The 13,049-nt window shown below is 41.2% G+C and carries 10 protein-coding genes and 1 other RNA gene; 5 read left to right on the top strand and 6 right to left on the bottom strand.

The features are described 5' to 3' along the window. Positions 1-203: 203 nt before the first annotated feature. From ACMXYO_RS07585 to ACMXYO_RS07575, 3 genes are all read left to right on the top strand, one after another. The gene (locus ACMXYO_RS07585) at positions 204-608 is read left to right on the top strand and encodes a bacteriohemerythrin (RefSeq protein ID WP_415887893.1); all 405 of its coding nucleotides are present in this window, start codon (positions 204-206) and stop codon (positions 606-608) included. Between the two features lie 240 nt (positions 609-848). Beyond that, complete coding sequence (hisC, locus tag ACMXYO_RS07580) at positions 849-1,931, top strand: histidinol-phosphate transaminase (protein WP_415887892.1); 1,083 nt, start codon at positions 849-851, stop codon at positions 1,929-1,931. 383 nt (positions 1,932-2,314) lie between these two features. Next, positions 2,315-3,121: a flagellin gene (locus ACMXYO_RS07575; RefSeq protein ID WP_415887891.1), complete on the top strand. Its 807-nt coding sequence runs from the start codon at positions 2,315-2,317 to the stop codon at positions 3,119-3,121. Between the two features lie 7 nt (positions 3,122-3,128). Here the strand turns inward: ACMXYO_RS07575 and ACMXYO_RS07570 are convergent, their stop codons facing one another. The 3 genes from ACMXYO_RS07570 to ACMXYO_RS07560 form a co-directional block, all read right to left on the bottom strand. Beyond that, complete coding sequence (locus ACMXYO_RS07570; protein ID WP_415881471.1) at positions 3,129-3,530, bottom strand: Hpt domain-containing protein; 402 nt, start codon at positions 3,528-3,530, stop codon at positions 3,129-3,131. A 145-nt stretch (positions 3,531-3,675) separates the two neighbouring features. Beyond that, a complete protein-coding gene (locus tag ACMXYO_RS07565; protein ID WP_415881472.1) occupies positions 3,676-5,634 on the bottom strand; it encodes a methyl-accepting chemotaxis protein in 1,959 nt (652 codons plus the stop codon). 267 nt (positions 5,635-5,901) lie between these two features. After that, positions 5,902-6,744, bottom strand: coding sequence for a LysR family transcriptional regulator (locus ACMXYO_RS07560; protein WP_415881473.1), 843 nt, complete (start codon positions 6,742-6,744; stop codon positions 5,902-5,904). A gap of 108 nt (positions 6,745-6,852) precedes the next feature. Between ACMXYO_RS07560 and ACMXYO_RS07555 the strand changes: the two genes are divergently transcribed. Further along, positions 6,853-8,061 carry a YbfB/YjiJ family MFS transporter gene (locus ACMXYO_RS07555; RefSeq protein WP_415887890.1) on the top strand — a complete coding sequence of 403 codons (1,209 nt, stop codon included), beginning with the start codon at positions 6,853-6,855 and terminating at the stop codon, positions 8,059-8,061. Positions 8,062-9,367: 1,306 nt separating this feature from the next. Here ACMXYO_RS07555 and ffs read toward each other — a convergent pair. Next, positions 9,368-9,464, bottom strand: an RNA gene (gene ffs, locus ACMXYO_RS07550) — signal recognition particle sRNA small type. Between the two features lie 315 nt (positions 9,465-9,779). Next, positions 9,780-10,241, bottom strand: coding sequence for a hypothetical protein (locus ACMXYO_RS07545; protein WP_415887889.1), 462 nt, complete (start codon positions 10,239-10,241; stop codon positions 9,780-9,782). 506 nt (positions 10,242-10,747) lie between these two features. Between ACMXYO_RS07545 and ACMXYO_RS07540 the strand changes: the two genes are divergently transcribed. Next, positions 10,748-11,974 (top strand): EAL and HDOD domain-containing protein, encoded by a 1,227-nt coding sequence (locus tag ACMXYO_RS07540; RefSeq protein WP_415887888.1) that lies wholly within the window; start codon positions 10,748-10,750, stop codon positions 11,972-11,974. Here the strand turns inward: ACMXYO_RS07540 and ACMXYO_RS07535 are convergent. After that, a complete protein-coding gene (locus ACMXYO_RS07535) occupies positions 11,969-12,886 on the bottom strand; it encodes a LysR family transcriptional regulator (protein WP_415887887.1) in 918 nt (305 codons plus the stop codon). The two genes, ACMXYO_RS07540 and ACMXYO_RS07535, sit on opposite strands and share 6 nt — an antisense overlap. Positions 12,887-13,049 lie beyond the last annotated feature (163 nt).

The raw sequence follows: 13,049 nt of genomic DNA, 5'->3' as shown, positions 1-13,049 counted from the left end.
TTCAATCACTTATAAAAGAATTCGTATATAAGGAAGGATAAAGACTAACCAGTCATCCAGATAAAATGGTTAATCCCTTAACACCTATAAAGTCTAAGGCCACTTAAATGTATTTTAAATATATGTTTATTGACTGATATCAATATCTGAAAAGAGACGAAGAGATAAGATGGATTTGCGTTTCCAATAGAGAGGACTTACCTATGCAAGTTGATGTAACCGATATCCCACAAGTCGCGGTTGATTTTATGAATGATGATCATGCAGAAGCTGTCACCCTTCTTAATCGGTTATTCAACACTTTAGAAACAGGTAATGACCGTGAAGTTGATGGTGCTTTATCCAGCTTTTACCAACACAATGCCGAACACTTCGCCCGCGAAGAAGAACAGATGATCCGAATCAACTTCCCACCCTATACATGCCATAAAGGTGAGCATGAACGCGTTTTACAGGAGATGCGTAAAACTCAACAACAATGGCAAGCAAACCATGACCGCGCAGAATTAAACAGCTACCTTAAAAACACGGTTATTCCTTGGTTTGTAAATCATATAAATACCATGGATACAGTGACAGCCATGTTTATCAGCCGACATTGCGCCTAACCAGAATCGGCTACTAATAATCCGAATTTTAACTAACAGTCGAGCCTCCCCTCTCGGCTGTTAACCTTGTACTGTACTCCAAAGAAATGCGAGCAAGATAACGGTATAAATTTCTTATCATAGATTAACAATCCAGTCTGTTGTTAAACGCGTAAGCAAATTCTGCTATCCTTCTGCGAAATTATTCACTCATGCCAAATAACACAGCAAATTGCTGTCTTTGAGTATTACGGATCAATAATGAGCAAATATTGGAGTGACGCAATTCAGCGTCTAACACCTTACGTGCCGGGTGAGCAGCCTAAAGAAAGCGGTATTACAAAGTTAAACACCAACGAAAACCCTTACCCTCCTTCGCCGAAGGCGGCAGCGGTGATCAATAACTTTGATACAGCTAGATTACGACTCTACTCCGACCCAGATTGCACTCAGTTAAAAGATGCACTTGCTAACCACTTTGAAGTTGAGCGTAAAAATGTCTTTGTTGGTAACGGTTCTGATGAGGTACTTGCTCATACCTTTGCAGCGTTCTTCCAACAAGAACAACCGCTACTGATGCCAGAATTCACATACAGTTTCTATCCGGTTTACTGCAATTTTTTTGATATCGAATTCAAACTGTTACCCCTAGGCGATAACTTTGAGTTAAACCTAGAAGACTATAACCAGCCAAATGGCGGTATTATTTTCGCTAACCCGAATGCGCCGACTAGCCGTGCAATCGAGTTAGGTGAAATTGAAGCATTAGCTCAACGCAATACTGAAACCGTGATTGTGGTTGATGAAGCCTATGTAGATTTTGGCGCTTCTAGCGCTGTTGAATTAACCCAAAAATATGACAATGTTTTGGTTATTCAGACCTTCTCCAAATCTCGTTCTCTAGCGGGTATGCGTGTTGGATTCGCAATTGGTCACGAAGATCTAATTGCAGGTTTAGAACGCGTTAAAAATAGTTTTAACTCTTACCCTCTAGACATGCTAGCAATTGAATCGGCAGTTGCTGCTGTTGAAGATAATGACTACTTCGAAGCGACTACGAAGAAAATTATCTCGACCCGCGAGTGGACGGTTAATCGTTTAGAAGAGTTAGGTTTTATTAGCTTACCGTCTAAAACTAACTTCTTATTCAGCACGCATCGCTTTATTGAGGCCGCTGAATTGATGGGTTTCCTTCGTACGAAGAAGGTCTTGGTACGCTACTTCAGCAAACTAGGTATCGATAATTACCTTCGCATATCGATTGGCACACAAGAAGAGATGGAACTGCTAATCAGTACCTTAGAACAACATCCTGATATCTGTAAGATGCCTGTTGAGCCTTAAAAAACACTGCTTAGCTACTGCAAAACCTCTGATAAAGCTGCCTTTCAGGTAGCTTTATCTTATTAGCCCCTTAGATTAATCAAACTTAAGTAATACTCAATATACAGGGTCAGAAAGGTGTAAATACCCCTGAATATTTAATGGACACTAAGGAACCATTGGCGTCACGAATATTTATACCTATTATTAGTTTTACTTTAGGGCTGCTTCTTTACCTAGAGTTTATGAGTACAACGGTTTTGTACTCGTCCGTGTTTATTCCATTGCAAGATTTCAGGGCGTACAGTTGTGCGCCCTTTTTTTATCCATTTCACCTGAACAAAAATCAACTCATAAACCGTATGTACGCACTATACTGATATAGTTAAATCAGGAGCGCACTCATGCCTATTAATCCAACTGGGTTTGCCACCAGCCCCTACTCTCAATTCAATCAGATTCAGAATCGAATAAATGAAACGGAAGAACAGCTCGCTTCCGGCCAGCGAATAAATAATGCAGCAATCGATCCTGCCGGCTTGCAAGTGCTCATCGACTTCCAAACTCAAATTAGAGGAAATAGCGCAGCCATTCGAAATAGTCTTGATGGTGTATCAGCACTTCAAATTGCAGATGGTGGTGTTAATCAAGTCAATGATTCTCTACAACGTATTCGCGAACTGTCCATTCAAGCTCAAAATGGGATTCTAAATGAAAGTGACCGTGCAGCCTTGCAAGGTGAAGCAGATGCACTATTAAGCGGCATACAGGAAACCCTTGGGCAAAGTACTTTTAACGGCCAATCATTACTCGCAGAAGAGGGTCAGCTACGCCTGCAAACAGGTCCTGGTACAGAGGATTCTCAAAACATCAGTACTTTCAATGTCAGTGATGAGTTTGATAACAGTGGTCTATTCACTTTAGATATTAGCGACGTAGGTGCTCTGGATATTATCGATCAAAACCAGTCGTTTTTAGCGACGGTATCAGGTGAAATAGGCGCAAGCCAAAACAGATTAGACAGCACGATAAATAGACTTACCGAAACTAATATCAATGAAGCTTCAGCAGCTTCTTTTATTGGTGACACAGACTTTGCTCAAACGGCATCAGAACGTGCAAGCGCGCTTATCCAACAAGATGTAGGTATCGCACTGCAAGCACAAGCCAATGCTAATCGAGGGCTCGTACTCAACCTACTAGGATCGTAAAGTGCAGTTAAGAGAGTAAATTGGACTGAAGCACTGCACTTTTAAACTCAGCTAAACTAGTGTTCAAACAATCCAAGAGTTGAGGCTCTGAAATACTCACATTTTGCTTAGCTTTTTCTTCTACAAAACCGGCCAAAGCACCTAATCTTTCGCCCCCTAACATGCGAGATGAACCTTTTAGGGAATGAGCAACTTTTCTTAGTTGTGTTTGATCAGCATCGTCAAGCACCTGACCAATCTCGTTAATCTCCCGTTCAGCACTTTCCCAGTAGATGTTAAAAACGTTCTCTAAATATTTACCATCTAGCTTTAGCGCAATTGCTGTTGCCTCATTGAAGGCAGGCAACGACATCAACTCACTTAAAGACTCAGATGAAGACGTGTTTGTTACGTTTACTTGATCGGCCACTGTTAACTCCCTGATACCCTTCTAGATGGGTAAAAATCCATTCTTTGATAACAATAGCGAAAAACCTGCATATTAAAAGGACGCTGTAGAATAGGTACAAAAAAGGGGTGATAAATCACCCCTTTGTCATCATTATCCCTACAATTTAATTTACTTTGAAGCGCTGCACCATTTCCTGCATACGTGCCGCCACATCGCTTAGAGCAATACTTGAATTGGCCGTCTCATCAGCCGCTACTCGGCTCTGTTCAGCAATAACACGCACATTACTCAAACTTTGACTGATTTCATCTGCGACAACACTTTGCTGTTCAGCAGAACTAGCAATCTGAGCATTTACTTCATTCATCTGCTCAACCGTCATACTAATCTGATTCAATGCAGAATCCGCCTGATCAACCAGCTCAATACACTGATTTGCTTCTTGTGTACCTTGATTAACAACGCTTACAGTCAAGTTAGCACGCGCTTGTAGATCATCAATCAGATTGTGAATCATCTCAGTGGATTGCTGCGTACGCTGTGCAAGAGAGCGCACCTCATCAGCAACAACAGCAAAACCTCGCCCCTGCTCACCCGCTCGTGCCGCCTCAATCGCTGCATTCAAAGCGAGAAGATTGGTCTGTTCTGCAATCTCACGAATCACATCGAGAATGGCATTAATATCCCGTGTTTTTTGCTGCAGATGCTCCACTTCCGAAGATGTTTTATCCAAACTTAAAGAAAGGCGATTCATACCCTCTGTAGCAATCTGCATTTTTTGACGGCCTTCCATCACCTGATGGTTAGCACTATCCGCAGAAGAGGCTGCACTAGACGCATTATCCGCAACATGCTGCGCCGTATACGCCATTTCAGTCACTGCAGAGGCAACCTGATCAGTCTCTTCTTGCTGCTGCATAGTTCCCGCACGAGCCTGTTCTGTCAGAGCCGCTAACTCTTCTGCAGACATACTCATGTTATAACCTGCCTTGTTAATTTCAGTGATCATTTCACGGAATCTAATGGTGGTATGCCCCAAAGACCCCTGTAATTTCCCCACTTCATCTTTACGGCTTGTTTCCAGAACCTGAGTCAAATCACCTTCAGCCAATGTATCGGCGTAACTAACAGCTTCGAGGATAGGACGAGTAATCATTCGAGTAATCCAAAGCGCAAAGAAAACGCCTAAAATGACCGCAATAACAGAGATCACAATCACAGAAATAAGGCCCTGATGATTGTGTGACTGTAACATTGGTCCTAGCGAGTCTTGATCAGCAATAACTGACAGCTTTACTTTTTCAACATTACTCGCAACTTGGGGACCGATCACATCAAGAGTCCCAATCACTAGGTTATTGCGCTGATCGATTGTCTTATGGATTTCTAAAGTTGCAGCCAGATATTTATCTCGTGCTTTAGCAAAACGATCTAACAGCTGTATTTCATTGTCGAGCAGGAACACCTTTTTAAGGCTTTCTAGATGATTTGTTAGAGCACCATCCAATTTGTTGATCGAAATCTGAAAATCTTCTTGATGGTTCTTTTCCATAAAACGAACAAGATATAGCCTTGCTAACAGCAGATCTTCCTGCAAATTAGAAGCTAAAAATGCCAATTCAGGTTCACCACGGTTATTAGCTAACTTTCGTAACTGAGTAATACTGTCACGCATAACTGGGCCCTGCTGAGCCAAGGTGTTGTAGTACAACTCGTCCTCAGTTTTAACTAATCCAACCACCTCCTGAAAAGTCGTTTTATACTCGCCTAATAGCGTTGCTGTTTCCATAATCAAACGGCTACGCTCTGGGTTGTTAATCTCTTGCTTAGATTGTTCTAAAAACTGGTTCATTAGCGCCATACGTTCTTCATATTGCTCTAATGATTGTTTGTCATGACTGATAAGAAAGTTTTTTACCGACATACGCACTTTCAGCATATTGGCCTGTAAGCGCCCTGATAGATTACTATCGCGCGCCAACTCACGGTATTGAACAAAGCCATCTTCCGCGTGGTGTAAGCCTTTAATACCTGTAAACGATGCCGCTACCAGCAATAACAAGATAAAACCGAAACTCAAGCCGATCTTACTACGTAAATTAAATCTGTTTAGCTTATTCATGTATTTGCACTTACTACATTAGGATTAAAGAATTAAATACAAAGGATAATCAATAGCAGTTGATAGTATTTATCATTTAGATCTATTTCAATAATAATCGATCAAAAATCGAGATTATTTTCAGGCTGATTACGATCTATACAGTACGGAAGGATTTATTGGACAATAAACAAACAATTCAAACGATAACGCTAAAGCGACTTTACTGTTGCAACCAGAAAGTAATGCTTAATGTTTTCAATTCAAACACTGAAGGCTCAAGCTACTTTATTTTTTATTTTCAGGAAATTGGCTGACAAAGTTTAAAATACCTTGTTCTAAGGGATGACCTTTTCGATAGATAACCGAGATCTCTATTCTTTGCTGTCCTTGGGTAACGGGCACTGATTTAAGTGCATTTTCATAGCGGCTCCCTGTCACCATATTTTCGCCGATAACGGTGTATCCCAATCCAGCGGCAATGCAGCCAAGAATGCCATCAGCACTACTCATCACCATCATCTCATCAGTAAATCTATCACCTAATTCTTGCCATGCTAGGGCACACTTCCTGTAACCACAGCCCTCTTCTCTCACAAACAGAACGGGCTCGTATTCTTGATCTACTGGAGTTACAAGCACAAGCGACTCATGAACAACGGGTATGATCCGTAGATCCTCATGCGACTTAGCATTTCCGACTAATGCGCAATCTAACTGATCGTTCAAAATAGCGAGTGCTAATCGGTCACTTGTATCTGTATAGATTCGAGGAAGGATTTCTGGATGCTTGCGTTTGAGCTGTTTTAGCGTCGTGGGTAGGTGAACTGCAGCAAAAGTTTCAGGCATGCCTATACGAAGTTCGTAGTTCCCTTTGCTTTTTAAGATAGCGGTTGATGCTTGATACTCCAGCTGCAAAATCTGGGAGGCATATTTATATAAAAGCTGGCCTGTCGTTGTTAGCTCGAGCTTTCGCCCTACCCGAATAAATAATTTAGAATCAAGTTCGTCTTCTAACTTCTGAATTCTCGTAGTGATATTAGACTGCACTGTATTAAGCTTTTCAGAGGCACCTTTAATACCCTCTTCATCAACAACAGCCTTAAACGTGCGTAACGCTACAATCTCCATATAGTTCTCTTTTATTGAAGTTTTAATTCTAAAAGATTCACTTTTTAAGATTATCAGAAAGCGCTATGGTTGTTGAACATAAATACAATAAAACCCAAAAAAGCATTTATGAACAACACACTTACCAAAAGTCAGGTCTATTTTGCAGGTATCTGTAGCCTAGTTGTTACAGTGGGAGTCGCTCGCTTTTCCTACACACCTTTACTGCCAATCATGCAGGCAGAAGCAGGCCTTACTGAAACGGGCGGCGGCTGGCTCGCAACCGTTAACTACATTGGCTATATGATCGGTGTTCTGATTGCGGCAAGCCTAAACAATCTTCACCACAAGTATCTATTACAGAAGTTATATTTGGTACTCAGCGTGGTAACAAGTGCAGCAATGGTTATCTCTAGCGACCTTTATACTTGGTCTGTTATGCGTTTGGTGGCGGGGATCTGTGCTTCAGGTGGGTTAATCATCTCCTCAGGGCTAATCTTAAAATGGCTGGTCAACAATGGTCACAGGGGTGAGCTCGGCATCCACTTTTCGGGGATAGGCATGAGCATAGCTGTCTCAGCCATCATCGTAGAGATCCTTTTACAATTCTCTGCTAACTGGCAGCAGCAATGGCTATTTTTTGCCGCCATAGCAGCAATTATCGCAGTGCCGGCATGGTTATGGATACCTCACCCTAACAACCATCCTGATCACGCTCAGGCAGCACCTAAGGACAATCCACCCAGCAAAAAATTTACTCGCTTATTCTTACTGGCATACTTCTGTGCAGGTTATGGTTATGTCGTTAGTGCAACTTTTATCGTCGATATCATTGAAGGTCTCGAAGGTTTAGAAGGTCAAGGCGCCTTATCCTTCGTATTGATTGGACTTGCAGCAATTCCAGCGGTAGTTTTATGGGATAGAGTTGCTCGAAAGTACGGCTATTTAAAAGCTCTTCTGGGTGCTTATAGCTTGCAAATCATTGGTATCTTGATCCCCACACAAAGCGATGCATTTCCATTAATTGTATTATCAGCAATCTTGTTTGGCGGAACCTTTGTTGCCTGCGTAAGCTTAGTACTTACAATGGCAGGTCACTTCTTCCCTAGCAACCCTTCGAAATTTATGGGTAAGATGACTCTCGCTTATGGCTGCGCTCAAATACTAGCGCCATTTTTAACCGGATTGCTGGCCGAGAACTTAGGCAACTACAATCTAGGTTTATATTTTTCTGCCATTGTCATGATAGTGGGATCAGGATTAATTCTGACGTTAATTCAGATCGGGGAACAACCACTAGATTCTAAAAAACCTAAGACTTTCAATGTAAAAGCATAGCCCATAAGAATAGCCCCGCTTTTATCAGGGGTAATACTAAGCTAAAATTTAAAAATAACCGTTTGGATTTTTTGGGAAGAACTAAGGACGTTCTAATCTCATCGAAGAAATAAAAGATATTTTATTACTCGTTGTAACTAGTTTCAGTGGTCTCGCTGGAATAATCTATTGCCCTTATATTTTCCTTATCACCTTCGGTATCCTTTCCTTTGTGCTATACCGATTAAGAACCAATGTAGCCAAAGAATAATATATCAGCATTCTCCTGATGACCTTATTTATTGGGATTAATGTGCTGGCTTTTCCTTTTGATCTACTCTGAATATGTTTTAGCAATCTCTATTTTATCCCTCTAATATAACCCATTATTTCCAGATAAAAACTGGGTTTAATACGCATACTTTGCACCGCAACAATATTTATAACAACCACCTAATTTAGACCATGCAAATTTAGCCAAAACTCAGTGCTATCTATTTCAGCACTTTTTAAAACTCTGTAACTATAAGCCCTGCAGGGCAGATAAGATATAAGTGGCTAATTTCCAACCACTGCCAGCAACAATTGCTGCGCCGCACAAAACAAAAAGACCAAAATAAGAGTTTTTCTTATAAACAAAAACCCTGAATTGCTTTAGAATAGCGCCAATTTTAATTCTCCAGATAAGCAATATCTCAATCTAAATATGGCAAAACTCGTTAAAGACTTTGAGGACTATCAGTTCACTTTTTACTGGGTAAATGATCTCAATGAACGTATCAGCCCAAATCTACCAACTCTAAATCACGCCAAAGAATGGATAGTCTCCTTCAAAAACAGCCAGCATCAAGGAATTGAACGCCGAAAAAGAAAATGTGATCGAAGACACGAAAATGGCACTATGCGAAATTCACTTACATCGAAAAGATCACCATACTCTAGTGGACGCAGATCTACTGATAAGCCAATCGAAGTTGAATTTGATTTATCGTCTGTGAAGATCACAAAACTTAAAGAAGTAGTTTAACTTCTAGCCCTCCCCTTCCTAACTTTAAGAAAATGCATCAATGTACTGATTTAGTGTAGGAAGGGGACTTTCAGTTTCGAACTTATTCACACAGCCCTTTTCTCAACACATAATTGCTCATTAAAGAATAAGCCGAATGATTTTCATTCTTGCTATATTAAGATTACAGATTCAATCTCAATTAGACTCAAGAGCTTAATCTTGCTTCAGCGAATATAAAATGCTCTTAGGCATATAGGTCGAGTAGACGAAAATCCACTTCAGAGAGAAAACTAGTGTGAATAGGAAAACTGGAGATGACCCCACCAGCCACATTCCGGCACATGAATCCACCGCTGTGGCTGCTCCCTTCCGGGCCTGACCAGGTTCACGATTTATCATTGCGGAAGGACCAGCAGGGCCACCATTGCGGGCCTGAAGGGCCTTGCCCGAGTTAGATAACTCAAGACAGGCGCGCAGTATACCAGCGATTTTTTGAGATGCAAATGCAATTATTTAACTATCTGTTTTTATAGAAATAAAAGGGTATTCTAAATATCTGGTTGGAAGTCACAGTTAGGGGAATAGTGAATTAGTCTTCCACTTGGTTGGTATGCTCGCCACCCCATACCAACTCCTCGCATGGAGGTGCCGTATAGATCTTCTTTGAACTGGGTTGTGGTGCTTCTGCTTTGTGCCAGAAGCGGACATTCAAAGTACTGTCAGGTCAAGTTTAATTGTATATAAGCGACCAGCAAAACAGAGCTAGAAAGGATGTGAAGTTTTTCCCTAAGAGATTATCTATCTCATCCTTTCCTGAGAAATTCAGCTTACGTTTCCATGATATTCCTTTAGCCCTAGCAACAAAGATTCTTCTGCCAGAAAAATACCCATGTATAGTGCAGTTTGAGCAGAAAGGGGCTTCTGCTGTGATGACCAACCCTTGAGATGGGATGTTAGGTTTTATCCAAATAGTTAAAATATGGTTTAGAAACGGCACGTTATCGATGACTTTCATAGGAAACAATTTATCGTTTATGTATATGTTGAACCCTCCAACTACACGGCACTTACTTTCTTCTATTTCAAGGGTCAGCGAGTAAGTTGAATCTCTATAGGCTTCTACTTTTTCAGGAAAGCCAACTACATCGCAATTTGAAGCAGAACTTTTTGCTTCCAGATAAATCCTTTTCATGTGATCCCTTCAAGCTATATCCCATAGACTTAATACTTAACATGATTGTATTTTATTGTCAGGTTATGAAAAATAAAAATGTCTACTCTGTGTCGTAAGCTGACCTCTTGATGATCACCCGTTCATCCATTATATATGAACACTCCTCCCGCATATTCAATAAAATCCACTATGTCAGTGCTCAGAACCCATCATTAATTCCAACCAGATAATTAGAGTTAGAGAAGCGTAATGCTAAACAGAGTTCCAACCACTTAATTTGGATACCCATATAAAATTCATATTCGCCCCTAGATCAAGCTCAACAGGTTTCGTTAAAGTTCATGCTATTCCTCTCCACCCCTAGCCCCCTTAAGCAGGATCTAACCTATACTTAAACGACAAATGATATAAACACTGATTGATTGATTAAGCGCTTCTTAATGCCATGGCTTTTATAGTGGCTCTACTGTTAGAGTTAAACGGTACACAGTTTATTGTATGAATGAACAACAGGATAAATGGACATGGAAGAACATTTAAATCAGCTAGGACTCGCCCGACAACCTATTTTTGACCGCGAACTCAACGTCGTGGCCTACGAACTCTTGTATCAATCTGAGCATGGAGAAGCTGTAGCCAAGTTTTTAAAAGGCGACCAAGAATCCTGTAATGTCCTAATCAATAATTTCACCAGCATCTATGATTCGGGGAAATTAAAATCCTTACCAGCCTTTCTCAATGTTACTGAAGGCTTTATTCGTACAGAAAGCTTACCAAGCTTATCGCGACATAACTTAGTACTGGATGTTAGACAACAACCCAATATCACGCCTGAACTAATTGGCTCTTTAAAGAAATATGTGGATGCCGGCTACCGTCTAGTTCTCGACGATTTCACTTATAGCAGCGACTACGATGAACTACTTAAACTCGCACATATGGTGAGAGTAGATATTCGTAAACATAGTGATAAAGCTATTGTTGCCCACCTGGAAAGCATGCGCCCTTTCAAAGTTGTATCTCTAGCTGAGAATGTTGAAACCCATGATGAGTATGAGCGCTGCCATGCCTTAGGGTTTAGGCTATTCCAAGGCACATTCCTTTCTAGACCTACACTGGTTGAAGGCAAAAAGTTAACTTCAAATCAGGCTATCGTTATTCATCTATTAGCAGCTCTTCAAGATCAAGATGTTACTCCTGCAGTGTTGGCTGATATTTCATCCCGTGATCCACAATTGACGTTTAAACTACTACGCATTGTTAATTCGGCACAATACAACCTGCCTAACAAAATCGAGAGTTTAAGTCAGGCGATTATTGCCTTAGGCATGAATGAAATTAACAAGTGGGCCACCCTACTCGCGCTATCGAGTAATGATGACAAACCAAGTGAACTGATCCGTCAGATCCTGATTACCGCAAGGATGTGCGAATGCGTCGCTTATCATACAGAAGAGATCGACTCTGAACTCGCCTTTATAACCGGCGTTATCTCTATGCTGGATGCACTACTAGAAATAGAACAAAATTCATTGCTTGAGCAGCTATCTGTATCCGATGAGATCGTCGAAGCAGTCACTAGTTACGAAGGCCCAGCAGGACAATTACTTCAAGCGGTAAACTTATACATGATTGGACAATCCGCCTTTAAACTTCCACCGCATATCCAAGAAGTTTATTCAGAAGCATATTATGATGCCTTGAGCTGGAGTAACGAGACTATGCAGCTTATGTCAGGCTCTCATTTATAAATCAGGCTGAAAAATTGATAACAGCTGAGATCTGACCCAGCGGCACATTGGATCTTGATGGAAGCGTTCATGCCAATAGAGGTATAGCACCACCTCGGGTAGATCAAATTCAACAGGCAGCGGCTTAATCACCAAGCTGCTGCTTTTTACCAAATGCTGGGCCATTACTTCGGGCAGTGTAAAAATCAGATCGGACCCCTGACCAAACTCAGCAACCGACATAAAGCTTGCAAGCCTTAACATTACACTACGATCCAAACCGAACCTTTCTAATTCGATATCCATCATGCCTGGGCCCTTCCCTGTAATCGAAACAAGCCCATGGGAAGCCTGCGCGTAATCATTCAGACTGATAGATCTTTGGCTCGCTAAAGGGTTGCTTTGATCCATCACACAAACATGACCTGTTCGCGCAATCGGAAAGCGTCTAAATTGATCCTGCCCAGAATCAGGAGATAGCCCAGTGATTGTAAAGTGCACTTCCCCTCTTGCGAGATATTCAAAATGCTCTGGTTGCTGAGAAACAATCTCTACCCGTAATTTCGGTGCCTTTTCACGCAGCATTCTTACCACATCTGGCATCAGTAGAATCAACTCTAAATCCAAGCCTGTTAACTTAACCACACCCTCGGCTAGCTCTGGATTAAATTCCTCCGGCTGCATAATCGAAGCAACATCTTGCAAAAGAGGCTTTAACTGCTTTTCCAGATCAACAGCACGCGCACTAAGGTCGTACCCATTTCCAATTCTAACTAAGAAAGGATCATCAAGTGTTTGACGCAATCGCTGTAACGCTCTACTCACAGCTGGTTGGCTCATCTGCAAGCGTTCAGCTGCTTTAGAAACATGGCGCTCAGCTAACAACGCTTGTAACACAACGAGGAGATTTAGATCGACCGAACGTAAATTCATTAAACGAATAACCGAAATATAAAATATGCATTAGACGCATTTATGATTAGCCATTAAAGTTTGAAAAGCAAATCCAAAAGGTGACGCTAACAACTTGTAAAGATTCGTAAACTTCACTGCAGCACGATGTTATTTGTGGTTGCATAGCCAAGATAATTTGAGG

The organism is Neptuniibacter sp. QD37_6, from assembly GCF_047778085.1.
In the GTDB taxonomy this organism is placed as follows: Bacteria; Pseudomonadota; Gammaproteobacteria; order Pseudomonadales; family Balneatricaceae; genus Neptuniibacter.
The sequence above is the reverse complement of the archived record's forward strand: the minus strand, read 5'-3'. Positions and strand labels throughout refer to the sequence as shown.

Coding starts and splice junctions, on each gene's coding strand:
- ACMXYO_RS07540 (WP_415887888.1), top strand. CDS start 10,748: ATGGAAGAACATTTAAATCAGCTAGGACTCGCCCGACAACCTATTTTT.
- ACMXYO_RS07555 (WP_415887890.1), top strand. CDS start 6,853: ATGAACAACACACTTACCAAAAGTCAGGTCTATTTTGCAGGTATCTGT.
- ACMXYO_RS07575 (WP_415887891.1), top strand. CDS start 2,315: ATGCCTATTAATCCAACTGGGTTTGCCACCAGCCCCTACTCTCAATTC.
- hisC (WP_415887892.1), top strand. CDS start 849: ATGAGCAAATATTGGAGTGACGCAATTCAGCGTCTAACACCTTACGTG.
- ACMXYO_RS07585 (WP_415887893.1), top strand. CDS start 204: ATGCAAGTTGATGTAACCGATATCCCACAAGTCGCGGTTGATTTTATG.
- ACMXYO_RS07565 (WP_415881472.1), bottom strand. CDS start 5,634: ATGAATAAGCTAAACAGATTTAATTTACGTAGTAAGATCGGCTTGAGT.
- ACMXYO_RS07535 (WP_415887887.1), bottom strand. CDS start 12,886: ATGAATTTACGTTCGGTCGATCTAAATCTCCTCGTTGTGTTACAAGCG.
- ACMXYO_RS07560 (WP_415881473.1), bottom strand. CDS start 6,744: ATGGAGATTGTAGCGTTACGCACGTTTAAGGCTGTTGTTGATGAAGAG.
- ACMXYO_RS07545 (WP_415887889.1), bottom strand. CDS start 10,241: ATGAAAAGGATTTATCTGGAAGCAAAAAGTTCTGCTTCAAATTGCGAT.